The following is a 16,425-nucleotide window of genomic DNA, read 5'->3' on the forward strand; positions in this document are numbered from 1 at the left end:
ACCATGTTTAGAACAAAATTTACAACCTGGGCATTCCTGCTGTTTATTGTCATGGCAGGTTTTGCTTCCTGTTCACAGGATGATGATAACGATCCCGTTATTGTTGAGCCGTCTTTGAAGGTTACTCCGGCTTTGATGGAATTTGATGCTGAAGGAGGTACAAAAGGCATGCAAATTACCAGCAACATCGGCTGGACGGTAACAGGTATTCCAGATTGGTTGAGTCTGTCTGAAACTGCTGCTGAAGGAAATATGAATATACAGGTTACTGCAGAAGCAAATGAGCAAACCGAAACCAGGACTGCAACTTTGACCATTACCGCTAATGATTCAGACCTTGTTGATGAGGTGCAGGTAACACAGGAAGCAGCCGAAGCGCCTGAAGAAGAGGCGGAAGCCAGTATTCCACCTGATAATGCCGGAATGAGAGATATTGGAAGCGTGCAGCTTTCAGATGAAATGGGGATTGGCTGGAACCTTGGGAACTCGCTTGAAGCCATTGGTGGGGAGACTGCATGGCAAAATCCTATAGTAACCCAAAAGCTGATTGATTCCGTCAAAGCTGCCGGCTTTAATGCCGTTCGAATTCCCGTTGCCTGGAGTAAATTTTCGGATGCAGAAAATTTCATAATTCAGGAAAACTGGATGAATCGCGTTGAAGAAGTGGTAAATTATGTTTTAAGCAATGATATGTATGCCATTATCAACATACACTGGGATGGCGGTTGGATGCAACCCACTTATGAAGAGCAGGATTATGTTAACCATCGTCTGGAAAAGATGTGGCAGCAAATAGCAATAAGATTTAGAGATTACGATGATAAACTGCTTTTTGCCGGGACTAATGAAGTGATGTTTGGAAACGATTACGGCACTCCTACCCAGGAATATTACACCGTTCAAAACAGCTTTAATCAGACTTTCGTTGATGCGGTTAGAGAAACCGGTGGGCGAAATCACTACCGTCACCTGGTGGTGCAGGGTTTCAATACAAATATTGACCATACAGTAAATTTTGCAGTAATCCCTGAAGACGTTGTAGAAAACCGCTTGTTTATGGAAGTACATTACTACGATCCATACAACTTTACGATAAATGAAGAAACTACCGTTTACCAGTGGGGAGAAGACGCACCCAAATCTGAAGACTGGGGCAATGAATCTTATGTAGATGCCCAGTTTCAGAAAATGAAGAACAACTTTATAGATAAGGGCGTAGGCGTCATAATGGGCGAATACGGGGCTATGAAAAGAGAAGGAGTTGAAGGGCATGAGGCATATCGCGAGTATTACATTGAATACGTTACCCAGGCAGCTCTGGAGCATGGAATGGTACCCATCTATTGGGATAATGGACAGGAAGAGGACCTCGGTTTTGCCATTTTTGACAGGGAGACAGGGGCAGTGCTTTATCCCGATCTGTTAAAGGCCTTAATGGGCACAAAATAACCTGAATTTTAAACTGTCTTATCTGCTTTTAAGGAGATAATATTGTTAATTTTAATCTTTTACTCTCATCAAATATTTTGACCAAATGTTATTAAAGACTACACTTCAGGCAAAGATTATTCTGGCGCTTCTGCTGGTTGCCAATCTGGTATCAGCTCAAAATCACTCAAACTCTACGCTTGTTCAGCAAACTTCCGAAGAAGAAATAGGGATTAGTGAAGAACGGCTGGAAAAGATTGATAAGATGATCACTGAAGCAATTTCAGATAAAGAAATTCCGGGCGCTGTTGTTCTGATAGCAAAAGATGGGCAGATCGTTTATCATAAAAACTTCGGAAAAGCCGATGCCGGGGGCAAAATGTTGAAGAAAAATGACATTTTTAGAATTGCATCGCAAACAAAGGCAATAACTTCAACTGCGGTAATGATGTTATGGGAAGAAGGAAAATTCAGGTTGGACGATCCCATTTCAAAATATATTCCTGAATTCAAAGACCCTCAGATCATAACTACATTTAATGCGGAAGATACTACCTACACAACCAAACCTGCAGGTAAGGAAATCACTATCCGCCAACTGCTCACCCATACCTCAGGCCTGGGATATGGAAGAATAGATTCCGATGAAAGAATACAAAAGATATATGCAAAGGCCGGAGTGGTAGATTTATATACAACAAAGGATATAAACATTGCCCAAAATGTGAAAAAGCTTGCAGGTTTGCCGCTCTATGCGATTCCCGGTGAAGAATGGCATTACGGGGAAAGCCTTGATGTCCTGGGGTATTTTATAGAAAAGGTTTCAGGTCAACCTTTCGACAAGTTTTTAGAGGAAAGGATTTTTGATCCGCTAGGAATGCAGGATACCCAGTTTTATATCAATGATGCTGATAAGAACGATCGCCTGGTTAGTGTGCAGCACAAAGTAAATGGAGAATGGCAGAATTTTCCTGTAACATTTTACGATCCCGAATATCCTGTAAAGGGGGCAAAAAGCTTTTTTTCGGGAGGGGCAGGGCTTACCAGTACAGCAGAAGATTATGCCCGTTTCCTCCAGATGTATATCAATGGTGGTGAACTAAACGGGAACAGGATCTTAAGCAGAACCACTGTAGAGCTTATCCTGGAAGACCAGGCAAAAGAACTTTACAAAGATCAAAATAAAGATTACGGACTGGCATTTTCTGTTCTCAACAAAGAAGGGGTGCGCACCGGCGGTTTAGGAAGTGAGGGTACTTTTGACTGGGGAGGCTACTTCAATACCCAGTATTTTGCCGATCCCAAAGAAAATCTCATCGGTATCATTATGAAGCAAACCCAGGGCACTACCGAAGATGAGACCGCCTGGAAGTTCAGGCAAATGGCCATGTCCAGTATTGCTGATTAAGATATTGATTATGTAGTTGGTTTTTAGTATTTTAAATCATATTTAAGTGCGATTTCAACCGATATTTTTTCCTTAAGATTTCGTGAAATAACGTGCAGTTAACAGTCTGTGGGAGTATAATTCAGTAATTTAAGATCATAACCATAAAAAATAATATAGTTATGAAAAGAATTTCTTACAAATTGTACAGCGGACTAGTAGTTCTGATGTTACTTCTTGCCTCTGGACAGGTGACTGCCCAGGACCAGGAGAGAATCATGGACATGGAAAAGCGCGAAGTAATAAAATCTGATGCCATGGATGCTAAAATGGCATTTATGAGAGCAAATCCAAAACTTGAGACTATGCTCAATGATGCAGCCGGATATGCCATTTTTCCCAATGTAGGGAAAGGAGCCTGGATTCTTGGTGGGGCAGCAGGAAACGGTATTGTTTATGAAAACGGACAGGTTGCCGGATATACAGAGCTTAGACAAATTGACGTAGGATTCCAATTTGGAGGAAAAGCCTTTAGAGAGCTTATAGTTTTTGAAACTCAGGAAGCTCTTAATAAATTTAAAGAAGGAGACTTCGAATTTGGAGGTAGTGCATCTGCAGTGATCTGGGATGAAGGAGCTGGTGGAGCCATTACTTTCGAAAATGGTGCCGGAGTAGCAATTATGCCTAAAGCCGGAGCCATGGCAGGTATCTCTGTAGGTGGTCAGGAATTTGATTATCGCGCCCAATAAGAGGCCCATAAAATGACATTTACAAAACCGGATTTTTTTGATCCGGTTTTTTTATGCCGATTTGTGAAACTGTTTATTGGTTTTAGTGTATTCTATTCTTCTGAAGCAGAAACACAAAATAGGTCTGTTCAAAACTGAATGACTGCCCACCGAAGACTGAACATTGATCACTGCCTACTAAAATCACGCTCCCTGCCCCACATTTTGCATAAGTCCGCCGTCCATTACATAAGTAGAGCCGGTAACATAATCTGAATCTGAAGAGGCAAGGAAGACTGCGAGTTTTGCTATTTCTGAAGGTTTTCCTGCACGTTTCATGGGAATATGCGCCACTTGTTCCTTGCGCGTCTCTTCGTCATCTATGGCTTCCTGATTCATTGGAGTAAGGATCATTCCGGGAGCTATGTTGTTAACATTAATACCCTCTTCGGCCAGCTCCAGTGCCAGCACGCGGCTAAAGTTGCGTACAGCTCCTTTAGAAGCACAGTATTCGGCGGTTCCGGGAGCCGGAATTTCCTCGTGAACCGAACTCACATTGATAATTTTTCCTTTTGTTCCCTGCTTCCGAAGTTCTTTTATAAACCTTCGGGTGCAAAAGAAGGTCCCGTAAAGGTTGATTTTAATAGCCTTGTCAAAATTTTCGGTAGGCATTTCGGCTACTTTAAAACCCTGCCCGTCAATCGCGGCATTGTTCATAAGAATATGCAGCTTTCCGAATTTTTCTATGGCCCGGTCCAACATTTCTTCCACATTTTTTTCTTCAGAAATATCTACCTGTAGTAGCAAACCTTTCCTCCCTGTTTCCTCCACTTTTTGAAGGGTATCTTTAGCTCCCTTTTCATCAGAATGATAGGTGATCACTACATCTGCTCCCTCTTTTGCAAATTCAATAGCCGTAGCCTTACCAATTCCTGAATCGGAGCCGGTAATGACTGCAACTCTTCCTTCTAGTTTTCCCATATCTTCAGTTTTAGTTTATTTTTAATAGCTTATCAAGCTAATAAGGAAATTTATAAGCCGCAGTTAACAAAAAGATAATTGTGATACCGGCTTTGGAGCTAATATTTAAAGTTGAGCATCACGCTCAAGCGATTGCCGTCGCCACCGTGGTAAAGGCCAATATTTCCCGTCACCGCAAGGCCGGCACTTATCCACACAGAGCCTCCGTAGTTGCTATGCCATTGTTGGGAATCTTCTCCTGGTATCCACACCCTTCCATAATCAAAGCCTGCCGTCACTCCATAAACAAAGGGGATAAATTTATTTTCCCATACGCCCAAAGCAGATCGCACATCGGTACTGTGATAAAAGGCCTCTTTTCCATTAAAACGGTGATTGCGATATCCACGCAGGCTGTGATTACCACCTATTGTGGCAGCGTGATAGATCTCGTAATCTTCACCAAAATTTACCTGGCCTCCCAGTTTTGTGGCAAATACCATATAGCCATTTGCACTTATGGGATAATTAAAGGAAACCGAAGGTTTAACATAACCAAACTCATTTTTCGCCTCATCTATGCTTTTTTTATAGCCAGTAGTAAGACGTAAATCGGATCCCATACTTGGAAAGGCCCTGGTGTTTTTGCTGTAGAACCGGTAATTGGCTTCGGCACCTGCGTAAAATTGCTGGTCAAAAATGTCATTTTTGGGAGCTAATATTTCTCCGAGGTATGATGAAGCTTCATATTCCACTTTGTAAGATTCAAGCATGGTTCTCACGTCAAATATGCTGCCTGTGTCATTACGCCAAATAAGTGCAGGTGAAAAATGCCATTTTTGGATCTTCAGCCGGTTGTAGTCCCTGTCAACTTCATCTTTATCGTAAAAAGTCTCACTCCCGGAGCCAAAATAATTCATTTCGTAGTTGGGGCTGGTATAACGGGCGGTAAGACCAAAATTCCAGTTGTAAAGCAGGTGCGCAAACTCACCATTATAGCTTACGGCAAAGCCATTGCTGTTAAAATAGTAGTTGGCGAGGAGTTCGTGCCGGGCCTGAAAAGGATTATTTACCAGTCCATATTTTGTCCAGATGGCTTTGGCGCCGAGGGTAAATCCTGCATCAGATTCAAAATTTACATAGGGTAAAGCTCTAAAAATGCTGTACTTGAATTTTTTATAGTTGAAGTTGTTGATCTTGTAAGAATCGACCAGGAGCTTTCGGGAGCCGGGTTGTAAAATGTCATTTTTGGAACTTTTAAAGTCGTAGAGCTTTATTTTTTTGTTATTCTGAAAGTTGTAAGTGTCTTTGCCCGGGCCACCCAGCACCTTGATGTTTATGAGGTCATCTCCGGTTCCTGAAGTGGTAAAGCTGTCGTCACCCGCCATTCCGTAGATCCAGATGTCTTTAGTTTCGCCTGAAGTATAGGTGTGTCTAAAGATCTCTTCACCTTCGCTCTTCTGGATAATTTCTGTCTCGCCGTTGTTTTTCCTTATAATCTCAAAGGCTTCATCTTCGTCTGTACCTGTTATGATCTTAAACTCCTGGATGTGTTCATAATAATCGCGGGCAATGCGCATCAGGTTTTCCCTGCGACCCTTCAGGTTATGTTTAATTTCTTCAATGGTTTGGTCTTGTGCTTCCGCAGGTAATTCAGCAAAAGCATTTTCAATTTCTTCATCGGTTATAGCATTTTGAATCAGCCTAACCTGCTCTTCCCATTTTTCCCAGTTAGTTTGGTAAAGTATCTGGAGATCTAAGGGATAGCCAGACCAGTTGAACCATTTAATACTGTCAATATCTTCATCATAGGTCTGCATTTTTCTAAGCCTTGATTCCGCCAGTTTTATCAACCGGATGAGTGGCCCGTCGTATTTCGAAAAAGCCTGGTCGCGGTCCCGTGGAATAGGCGTATAAATTTTTCCGGTTTCATCTTCATATTCGGCCCAGCGCCAGTTGTCCTGGTGGCGGTCCCAATCGCCAATCAACATATCAAAGAGCCGGGCCTTGAGGTACTCGTGTTGATCAACGCTGGCCTGCGGGTCTTCCCGAAGTTCTTCCAGAAGGTCAAAGCTGCTTAAAATATCCTGTGGTTTCTCAAATTGCGCAAAAGATTTGTTCTCACTGCCCGCATGTGCCTGTAGCTCGTAAAGTTCATTGCCGTATTCATCGTTGTGAATCTCCAGAGCAGGTTGGCGTGGCACGTAATATATTTGTGGTTTTATGTGCGGCAGGTCAAGAGCATCAGCAAAATTATCGAGCGCAAATTTTGCGTAAGGCTGCGAAGTGGTAAAATAATCGAGAACCAGGCGATACGGATAGGTATTATCTACCCGGTCGCCAATAAAAGTAGTGGGCGCCAAATCGGCCTGTATGTAGCGGGACGCGCTCTTTCTAAGCGCCCGTAAGGTGTATTCATTGTCATCTTCATTAATAAACCTGATAGAGCGTGACTGCTGCCCGCCGCCTTCTTTTATTGGGGTGAGTCCGCCATAAACCGTGTCCAGCAGCAAGACCGGAACTTCAATTTTGGTGTTGTAAACATTGCGGTAACGATCTCCCCAAAGGAACCTGTAAAAGCTGCTTTTTTGGGTTTCTTCGGAAGTATAAATGGAAGCCGAATGCGTGTCTCCCAGGTTTTTCCACGCTGCCCCTTCCAATTCTATCTTTGTATTTCTTTCCTGCGGAATTTTTTTACTGAAAAGCAATTCTTCCCCTGAAGGTTTCACGCTGAAAAAATCTACTCTAGAACTGCCATTTTTGAATACTGTGAGTTTGGCGTATCCGGGTTCTTCTGAAGTAAAAAGAGCATCTCCGGTAGTTTTTGCAGGTGCTGTAGTGGCAGCAGTGGCACTAATGATTTGCGGATTCCTGCCGTTGTGCAAATACTGAAGGTTGGCATCGTTTCCCGAAACAAAAATGACATCGTCAAATTGGCTGGCAAGGGTTTCCAGCCTTTTCCTGAATTCACGGTAAAGCGGATTTTGAAAATCCTGCCGGGAAAAAGGGAAAATCCTGTTGAAAGCACCGGGTGTTGAGGCGGTGAGTACGGGATGATGGACTGCGACGATCTTTACCTTTCCAAAATTGTCTTTTAAGGCATCTTTTACCTCTGTGAAGAACCGTTCTTTAGTGCGTATGTCACACTCTACATTGTAATCACTACTGCGGTCCCAGTCTTGCAGGTACCATTGTGAATCTACGGTTATTAAGGCTGCTTCATCATTAATTTCTAGGTCTTCTACTGGGCAACCATCATTGGGCAGAAACTTCCCGTTGCTATTGTCCTGCAAGAAACTTTCCAGGTCATCAAGGCTTTGTGGTGACCCTGGTGCCCACTCATTTATTCCCGGTGTAAAAATGATATTTCCGTTGAAATTATCGAGCGGTTCCAGGAGGTTCTTCCGAAGAAATTCTTTGGTCTCCTGTCTTTTTTGCTCCGCTTTTGGGAATCCATTTGAAGGAGTGATATTTCCGGGAAGAAGAATTGACGCCGAAACATCATTTTTAGAGGCCTTTACCACATTTTCAAATAGTGGTAGCGCAGTCATTTTTGCACCGGGCCCTGTGTTAGATAATATATAAAAAACCCGGCTTACAGCCGCGGTATCGGGTTTTTGTTCCTGTGCAAGAGCAGAAAATGAACAAAAAACCAAAAGGAAAGTATACATGCAAAGCAATCTCAAAAAGAGATGAGGAGATGCCAATTTATGGGTCATGAAAATTATGGGTTTACGAATTCTGTTTTAAAATAAGGGCAGTAGTTCACCTAAAGCTTCAATTTCGAAAAAAATCTGCCCATTCTGTTGATATTTAACCCCTTTATAACAGATGGAGAGGCTTTTACAAAAAGAATTCTTAACCTTCAGGTCTCAAAAATGACAAATTCAACTCACATTTTTTAACTCACTTTTTCTATAGGAAGAGTTGATTTACAGGAACAGTAAGAACTTAATTAAAGTGAGGAAGAGACATAACAACGTCTTTCCGATTAAAACTGTAGAGGGCGATGTAGAGCTTTTCAAAATGCTCTCTAAAAATTTCCTTAGACACAAAATGCGGTTATATTTGTTTGAATGAACCCCCGACTTCTTGTGAAAACTAATTTCCATCTCCTGATCCTCCTTTTTTTGAGCCTGATGGTAAAGGGCCAGGAATTACCACCTGTCACCAATTATTCGCCAGGGGAATATGGTGGCGGGAACCAAAACTGGATGATCTCCCAGGGGCCAGATAAAAAGATATATGTTGCCAACAACGTCGGATTACTTCAGTTTGACGGAGAGCACTGGAACTTATACAAAGTTCCCGGAGAGACAGCTGTGCGCTCGGTACTGACCTCATCTCGTAACATATATACCGGGGCTTACATGGAGTTTGGATACTGGCAACAGCAGGAAAACGGAAGGCTTAAGTACTACTCTCTTAAAGACGCTGTTGGTGGGGAATTGATAGATGGTGAACAGTTTTGGGATATAAAAGAAGTTGGGAGTCATGTGATTTTTCAAAGTCACCAACGCCTGTACAGCTTCAACAAGGAAACTGGAAAGGTAATGAGCATAGTTACCGAAGATAATATTTCCAACCTTTTTAAGGTGCAGGATAAAATATATTACCAGGTTGCCGAAAAAGGTCTTTTTGTTGTTGAAGATGGAGTTGGTAGGAATTTAGTAGACAATGAAACGATCAAGAACAAACCCATTATTGCCCTGTTTCCATACGCTGGCGACAAAATTCTTGCAGTAACGCGTGATGATGGGCTATTTACTATTTCTGATAATTCCTGGGAATCCTTTCCGGTAGAAGGTTATCCCATTTCTGAGAGTTTCTTTTCAGCGCTCTACCTCCAGGATGGCTCTTTAGCTCTGGGTAGCATTGGCGATGGACTGTACATTCTCAATCTTGAAGGAAAGTTGGAATATCACTTGTCTCAACCTTCTCTGCTGAATAATACCATGCTGGCTGTTATGGAGGATGAAGAAGGTAATGTTTGGGGCGGATTGGATAACGGGATTGCAGTAATTAATAAACAGAGTCCTTTCCGGATTTTCGTTGATACTTTTGGAAAGATCGGTACTGTCTATTGCAGCGTGGAAGTTGATGGTATCATGTACCTGGGAACCAATCAGGGGTTGTATTATAAGGATGCTAAATCTAATGAAGCATATCAGTTAATCCCGGGTACAACAGGGCAGGTATGGAGCTTAAATTATCTGGAGGGTCAACTTTATGCAGGCCATGACCGGGGAACTTTCAGAATTGAAGGAACAAAGGCAATACACATATGGGACGGGCTTGGAACCTGGACCATGGGAGAAATTGGTGCAGGAATTATTCAGGGGCATTACAATGGCTTAAGTTATTTTGAAGATGGTGCTCCAAATGAAGAAGCAGATTATTTAGATGACTTTGACCTTTCTGTGCAGCACATGATAATAGAGAACGATTCCATCTTGTGGATGAGCCATTTTCACAGAGGGGTTTTCCGCGTGAATCTTAGTGAAACTTATTCGGAAGTTGAGGCTATGGAAAATTTTGGGATCTCAGGAAAATCAGGTCTCGGACCTCAAATTTTCAGGTTTGAAAACCAAATTTACTATGCTACAGAAGATTCGGTTTATAAGTATAAAAGTGATTTGAATGAATTTACTGCAGAAAACGATCTTAATAGACTTAGTAGTAAAACCAACAGAATAAGTGGAGCTTCCCGGGTACTCGATGACGGTAGCTGGTGGACTTTTGGAGAAGACAACCTGTATTACGTAAATAGGGATCCTTTTGAACAAAAACTTGTTGCCCAAAAAGTTCCCCTGCCATTAGAAAACCGGATTATTACCAAGGGGTTTGAAAATATTTCATTGATAGGTGAAAACCGCTACCTGGTAGGATCTAACGGAGGTTACATAGAATTTTCCCTGCCTGTTGACAACATACCATCGGGAGAGCTCATGCTCAATGCGGTTAGCACGTCTTCCAAAAGAGAGAATTTCACATACCAGCAGTTGGGGGAAAGTAAACTGGAACTGGACAGCGAGATAAATAACATTCAGTTTGTCTACAGCATTCCGGCGTACCAGAGCTTATCCAGAGCCGAATACAGTTATCGGCTTCTAAATTATTCCTCTGCCTGGTCACAGTGGGACCAAACTGGTATTGCCAGTTTTGAAAATCTCCCGGCAGGGAGCTACACCTTTGAGGTAAAAGGCAGAATAAATGATCGGGATACTAAAACCCTGAGTTATAAATTCACTATTGCGAAACCCTGGTATTACAGCAATTTAGCCGTTGTGGTTTACCTGTTACTATTTATTCTTGGGCTGGTGGTGATTCATTACACTTATAACCGGCGACATAAAAAGATCATAGAGGAAAGGGAGAGGAACCTCAAGTTAAAGAACCTTGAAGCAGAACAGGAGATCATTAGGCTTCAAAAAGAGCATTTAGAAAAGGACATGCAGGAAAAGAATAGTCAGCTGGCAGCTTCTACCATGTCTATTATAAAGAAGAATGAACTTCTTTCCACTCTAAAAGCCGATCTTAAGGAAGCCGACAATCCACAAGTGAAAAAGGTGATAAGAACAATTGATCGGGAGTTGAGGGAAGAAGACAACTGGAAGATGTTCAAGGAAGCCTTTAAAAATGCAGATAAAGAATTTTTTGATAAGATTAAAAACAAGCACCCCGAGCTAACCTCCAATGACCTTCGCCTTTGTGCTTATTTGCGATTAAATCTTTCTTCTAAAGAAATTGCACCCCTGGTTAATATTTCAGTAAAGAGTGTGGAGATTAAGCGATATCGTTTGAGGAAGAAGATGAATTTGCCGCGCGAGGCGAATTTAACAGACTATATTATGAATTTATAGCCTTAACAAGACCTCTAATAACCTCTACAACACCTCTACATTTTAAAGAACGCTTTGATTTTCTGCCTTTTTCCATGCCCCTATATTTTTAGGCTTTCCCGGTATAATCCATGATTGTAGGGGATGTTTTCCTATCTATACATAAGACTTTTTTTCCACTGTAGGTTTTTTGTAAAGGCGACGTTTGCGCTGTCTTCTCTTTTACTTGATAAATTAGTAACATGATTTTAACAGCAATCATCGGAGATTTTGTCTTTTCCATAATTGCCGACCGTAGTGATTTGTATTATAGTAAATCGCAAACGATTTCGATTATGAATGACATTTTTACGAATTGAATGTTACTTAAAATTTTTAGACTAATAACTAAATCAAAAAGTCAATGAAAATTAAGAACTATTTAATGATGTTATTTTTATTCGTCATGAGCACAGCTTTAGCTCAAACGAAGCAAATAACCGGTACCGTAGTAGATGGTGATGGTATTCCCTTACCGGGAGCCAATGTCATTATTAAAGGCACAACAACCGGAACTCTTACCGATTTTGACGGCAAGTTTGCAATAGAGGCAGCACCGGGTGACGTTCTTGTATTCTCCTATATAGGATATGAGACTATTGAAACTGTAGTAGACGATCAACAAGATCTAGCAATCACTCTTGCACCAGATACTGCGTCGCTGGATGAAGTTGTGGTAGTGGGTTATGGTACACAAAAGAGGAGTGTAGTCACCGGCGCAATTTCTAGCGTGAATGCTTCAGATCTTGAATCGATGCCTATAAATACTGTAGGTGAGGCTTTGCAGGGTCGTACTTCAGGATTAACAGTAGCTGCGGCTAGTGGGCAACCTGGCTCAGGAGCTACCATTCGAGTGCGGGGAATAACTACCCTTAATAACAACAATCCGCTATGGATAGTTGACGGTGTAGTTGTCGATGATGGTGGAATAGGATATTTAAATCAATCAGATATTGCGTCTATAGAGGTTTTAAAAGATGCTGCATCTCAGGCTATTTATGGAGCAAGGGCAGCCAGTGGGGTTATTCTCATCACTACAAAATCTGGTAAGGAGGGTAAAATTCGTGTTAATTATAACACCTATTTAGGTGTTTCTGAACCGGCCGAACGCATAGACATGACTAATGCTACCCAATATGCAGCTTTGCGGAACGAAGCCAGTGTCAATGATGGAGAAGGTATTGTTTTTAACGATCTTAGTACCTTGGGACAGGGAACGGACTGGCAGGATGTTATTTTTAATGATTCGGCTTTTCGCCAAAATCATGAACTCAGCATTAGCGGAGGAAATGAAACATCCACTTTTTATTTTTCTTTTGGTTATTTGGAAGAGGAAGGGATCGTAGCCACCGATATTTCCAGTTATGAGCGTACGAATCTTAGATTAAACTCTACGCATGATATTACTCCCTGGTTAACTTTTGGAGAGAATTTTGGATATTCAAGAATCAAAAGTGTAGGGATAGGAAATACTAACAGTGAATATGGAGGTCCTTTAAGTTCTGCTATAAATTTAGATCCTCTTACACCTGTTGTAGTGACCGATCCCGAAAGGTTGTCACAATTTCCTTACAACCAGGATCTACCTTTTCTAAGAGATGCAAATGGAAATCCTTATGGTATTTCTCAACAGGTAGCTCAGGAGATAATAAATCCACTCGCATATATTCAAACTCGTTTGGGCAACTTTGGTTATAGTGATAACTTTGTAGGAAATGCTTTTTTAGAAGCAGAGCCCATTGAAGGCTTAGTTTTTCGTTCAAATCTTGGAGTCAAACTTTCATACTGGGGCGATGAATCTTTCACCCCAATTAATTACCTAAATGCCTCTTTTAGTACCGCAAAAACTTCTTACTCCAGGGGCAGCAATAACAAACTCGATTATAACCTGGAGAACACTGTATCATATTCAGATGAAATTGAACAACATAATTTCACAATACTATTAGGTCAGGGAGCCTATAAGGAAAATGAGGCTGAAGGTTTAAGTGTAACTAAATTTGGCATTCCGGTAGACAATTTTGATGACGCATCATTAAATTTTGATGTACCTGAGGATGATGTTGTTTCAAACGGTTATGAAAATGTGCCTCATAAAGTTTCTTCTCTTTTTGCAAGACTCAACTACAATTATGCTGAGAAGTACCTCTTCAGTGGAATAATTCGGAGAGACGGTTCTTCCAGATTTGGAGCAAATAATAAATACGGTATATTCCCATCTGGATCTATAGGATGGGTTGTTTCCAGAGAAGATTTTTGGGGAGGTGAAAATCCTGTTGGATTTTTTAAGTTGAGAGGAAGTTATGGAATTGTGGGAAATGACAATGTAGGAGATCTTGCTTACCTGTCAACTATTAGTTCAGGTAGAAATTATGCATTTGGCGATCAGCTTGGGAGTTATGATGTAGGGTACAGCCCCGATGCACCGGCCAATCCCGATCTAAAGTGGGAAGAAACTAGCCAACTAAACATCGGTTTTGAATCTCGGTTCTTTAATGGATTTTCTCTTGAAGTAGATTGGTACAAGAAAGAAACTACAGATATTTTGCTGTACCCAAGGATACCTGCATTCGCAGGGGTAATTGGTAATCCTGCTAGAAACGTGGGAGATATGGAAAACACAGGGGTAGAAGTAAATTTCGGCTATTCCATGAATAAAGATGACTATGGTTTTTCATTAAATGCCAACGGATCTTATCTACATAATGAGGTAACATATTTGGGTGAGGGTCAGGAATACCTTGATGGAGGAGTTGCTTTCCAGTCCAGTACTTTTCCTATAACCAGGACTGCGGTTGGGCAGGCAGTAAATTCATTTTATGGTTTTAAAACTCTTGGGGTTTTTCAGACCCAGGAAGAAATAAACAATTATACCAATGCCAATGGAGATCTTATACAACCCAATGCTGTACCAGGAGATTTTAAGTGGCAGGATAGTGACGGAAGTGGAGCTATAGGGGAAGAAGATCGTGTGTTTATTGGTGATCCAACTCCAGACTGGTCCTATGGAATTACCGTTAGTGGTTACTATAAAGATTTTGATTTTACAATTTTTGGTCAGGGTGTTGCTGGAAACCAGATATTTCAAGGTCTTCGCCGTTTAGATATCGCAAATGCAAATTATCCTGCGAAAGCTATGGAAAGATGGACCGGACCTGGTACTTCCAATTCTCATCCACGCATGACAAATGATGACCCTAATAACAACTATAGTAATCCATCAGATTTTTATCTTGAAGACGGAGATTATTTCAGAATCAAAAATGCCCAAATAGGGTATAATTTACCCGATTCTCTTCTTTCTACTGTAGGGTTTGAAAAAGTTAGGGTGTATGTAATGAGTGAGAACCTGTTAACCTTTACTAAATATACAGGTTTCGACCCAGAGATTGGAGGGGGTGTGTTGAGTATTGACAGAGGTATTTATCCACAGGCAAGATCCTTTATGCTTGGAGCTTCAATTGGGTTTTAATTTGAAATATTTATAAAAAATACTACAATGAAAAAAATAATAAAATATATAGCAGTCGTTGTTTCAACGGTTACTTTGGCTGCCTGTAGCGATGATTTCTTAGAAGTAGAGCCACGAGGGCAAAGCTTGGAATCAAACTATTACCGCAATGCAGAGGAAGCTTATAATGGTTTAGTTGCAGCTTATGATCCCATAGGTTGGGTTGGTCAGAATTATGTTGCAAAAGAATTTGCACTCAACGCAGCTTCCGATGACTTTTATGCCGGGGGTGGAAACTCACAGGATGTTCCGGCCATCCAAGCCTGGTCCAATTATACCCTAGATCCTGCTACAGGGCCACAGGAAGAATTATGGAGAAGAAGTTATTCGGGAATATACCGGACGAATGTTCTCCTCTCAAAATTACCAAATACTGAAATGGATGAGCAGTTGAGAAGCCGGTTTGAGGCCGAGATGAAATTTCTTAGAGCTTATTATTACTTTGATTTGATAAGATTGTTCGAACGTATTCCTTTGTTTACTGAGCCTGTAGCGGCCAGTGAGTTAGGTAGTGCAATGCAGGTGGATCGTGCAGAGGTCTTTGCTCAAATAGAACAGGATCTAACTGAAGCAATTCCTAACCTACCAACACAAATTGATGCAGCAACCGAAGCCGGTAGGGCTACACAGGGTGCCGGGAAAGCCCTTTTAGGAAAGGTATATCTGCACTTGGAAAAATTTGGAGAAGCTGCCCAGCAGTTAAGTGAAGTAAATGGAACTCCTGGAGGCAATAATCAGTACGGCTATAAGTTGCTTGAAAATTTTGGAGATCTTTTTGAAAATGAGAATCAGTTCAATGAGGAATCAATTTTTGAAGTGATCCATACTTCAGCTTCAAATTGGGGAGATTGGGACTGTATTGGTTGTACAGAAGGTAACCTGCTAAACCAAATGTCGGCACCCCGGGGATACAATATTCTGCAACAAGGTAAGGGTGCGCCCGACTTTATTGCGGGATGGGGTTTTAATATTCCTACAGAAAAACTTGTGGATGCCTTTATTTACAATGATGGCAGCTATGATAACAGGTATAAGTACACCATTAGTAATCTCGACAGCCTTGAACAGGCGGGGGTTATTTCCTATGAGGAAAGTTACCAGGACACCGGATATTTCCTTAAGAAATTCGCCGGGGAACAGGAAGATCGTTCTACAGGGGGAGGAAACTTTGAACTTAACTGGTCTCAGAACTTTTATGATATAAGATTAGCAGACACTTATTTACTGGAAGCTGAAGCTTTGGTAAGAGGTGGAGGAGATGCTAATCGTGCACAGGCTTTACTGGATGCTGTAAGGAATAGAGTTGGGGAAGAATCTGTACCTGCTACTTTCGAGAATATTCTTAGGGAAAGAAGGATTGAACTTGCAGGAGAAGGACATAGATGGTTTGATCTTCAAAGAGCCGGCCTCGCTGCTCAATATTTGGAATTCAAAGGTTATGTAGAAGGGAAACATGATAAACTTCCTATTCCATTACAGGACTTAACAAATACTCAATTGGAGCAAGATCCTGCTTATCAGTAAGTCATT

At 41.4% G+C, this 16,425-nt stretch carries 8 protein-coding genes; 6 read left to right on the plus strand and 2 right to left on the minus strand.

The window, feature by feature from the left end; genetic code table 11:
- The first annotated feature begins 3 nt into the window (after positions 1–3).
- The 3 genes from ACQ93I_RS11950 (at position 4) to ACQ93I_RS11960 (ending at position 3,564) form a co-directional block, all read left to right on the plus strand.
- Positions 4–1,449: a cellulase family glycosylhydrolase gene (locus ACQ93I_RS11950; RefSeq protein WP_431698742.1), complete on the plus strand. Its 1,446-nt coding sequence runs from the start codon at positions 4–6 to the stop codon at positions 1,447–1,449.
- A gap of 85 nt (positions 1,450–1,534) precedes the next feature.
- Positions 1,535–2,836 carry a serine hydrolase domain-containing protein gene (locus tag ACQ93I_RS11955; RefSeq protein ID WP_431698743.1) on the plus strand — a complete coding sequence of 434 codons (1,302 nt, stop codon included), beginning with the start codon at positions 1,535–1,537 and terminating at the stop codon, positions 2,834–2,836.
- A 161-nt stretch (positions 2,837–2,997) separates the two neighbouring features.
- Positions 2,998–3,564 carry a YSC84-related protein gene (locus tag ACQ93I_RS11960; protein ID WP_431698744.1) on the plus strand — a complete coding sequence of 189 codons (567 nt, stop codon included), beginning with the start codon at positions 2,998–3,000 and terminating at the stop codon, positions 3,562–3,564.
- 183 nt (positions 3,565–3,747) lie between these two features.
- On the opposite strand, the gene ACQ93I_RS11965 is transcribed toward ACQ93I_RS11960, so the two are convergent.
- Positions 3,748–4,524, minus strand: a complete 777-nt coding sequence (locus ACQ93I_RS11965) for an SDR family NAD(P)-dependent oxidoreductase (RefSeq protein ID WP_431698745.1) — start codon at positions 4,522–4,524, stop codon at positions 3,748–3,750.
- A gap of 98 nt (positions 4,525–4,622) precedes the next feature.
- Positions 4,623–8,174 carry a ShlB/FhaC/HecB family hemolysin secretion/activation protein gene (locus ACQ93I_RS11970; protein WP_431698746.1) on the minus strand — a complete coding sequence of 1,184 codons (3,552 nt, stop codon included), beginning with the start codon at positions 8,172–8,174 and terminating at the stop codon, positions 4,623–4,625.
- 405 nt (positions 8,175–8,579) lie between these two features.
- Between ACQ93I_RS11970 and ACQ93I_RS11975 the strand changes: the two genes are divergently transcribed.
- The 3 genes from ACQ93I_RS11975 to ACQ93I_RS11985 all read left to right on the plus strand — a co-directional run bounded on the left by ACQ93I_RS11975 (position 8,580) and on the right by ACQ93I_RS11985 (position 16,419).
- A complete protein-coding gene (locus tag ACQ93I_RS11975; RefSeq protein WP_431698747.1) occupies positions 8,580–11,366 on the plus strand; it encodes a triple tyrosine motif-containing protein in 2,787 nt (928 codons plus the stop codon).
- A 382-nt stretch (positions 11,367–11,748) separates the two neighbouring features.
- The gene (locus tag ACQ93I_RS11980; RefSeq protein ID WP_431698748.1) at positions 11,749–14,856 is read left to right on the plus strand and encodes a SusC/RagA family TonB-linked outer membrane protein; all 3,108 of its coding nucleotides are present in this window, start codon (positions 11,749–11,751) and stop codon (positions 14,854–14,856) included.
- A gap of 27 nt (positions 14,857–14,883) precedes the next feature.
- Entirely contained in the window at positions 14,884–16,419 is a 1,536-nt protein-coding gene (locus tag ACQ93I_RS11985; protein ID WP_431698749.1) for a RagB/SusD family nutrient uptake outer membrane protein, read from the plus strand.
- The last annotated feature ends 6 nt before the right edge of the window (positions 16,420–16,425 follow it).

The sequence above is a fragment of the Salinimicrobium sp. WS361 genome, assembly GCF_050750585.1.
Lineage (GTDB): Bacteria > Bacteroidota > Bacteroidia > Flavobacteriales > Flavobacteriaceae > Salinimicrobium.

Bases quoted from the DNA above. Each gene is read 5' to 3' on its own strand.
- ACQ93I_RS11980 (WP_431698748.1), top strand. From the start codon at position 11,749: ATGAAAATTAAGAACTATTTAATGATGTTATTTTTATTCGTCATGAGC.
- ACQ93I_RS11965 (WP_431698745.1), bottom strand. From the start codon at position 4,524: ATGGGAAAACTAGAAGGAAGAGTTGCAGTCATTACCGGCTCCGATTCA.
- ACQ93I_RS11950 (WP_431698742.1), top strand. From the start codon at position 4: ATGTTTAGAACAAAATTTACAACCTGGGCATTCCTGCTGTTTATTGTC.
- ACQ93I_RS11975 (WP_431698747.1), top strand. From the start codon at position 8,580: ATGAACCCCCGACTTCTTGTGAAAACTAATTTCCATCTCCTGATCCTC.
- ACQ93I_RS11985 (WP_431698749.1), top strand. From the start codon at position 14,884: ATGAAAAAAATAATAAAATATATAGCAGTCGTTGTTTCAACGGTTACT.
- ACQ93I_RS11960 (WP_431698744.1), top strand. From the start codon at position 2,998: ATGAAAAGAATTTCTTACAAATTGTACAGCGGACTAGTAGTTCTGATG.
- ACQ93I_RS11970 (WP_431698746.1), bottom strand. From the start codon at position 8,174: ATGTATACTTTCCTTTTGGTTTTTTGTTCATTTTCTGCTCTTGCACAG.
- ACQ93I_RS11955 (WP_431698743.1), top strand. From the start codon at position 1,535: ATGTTATTAAAGACTACACTTCAGGCAAAGATTATTCTGGCGCTTCTG.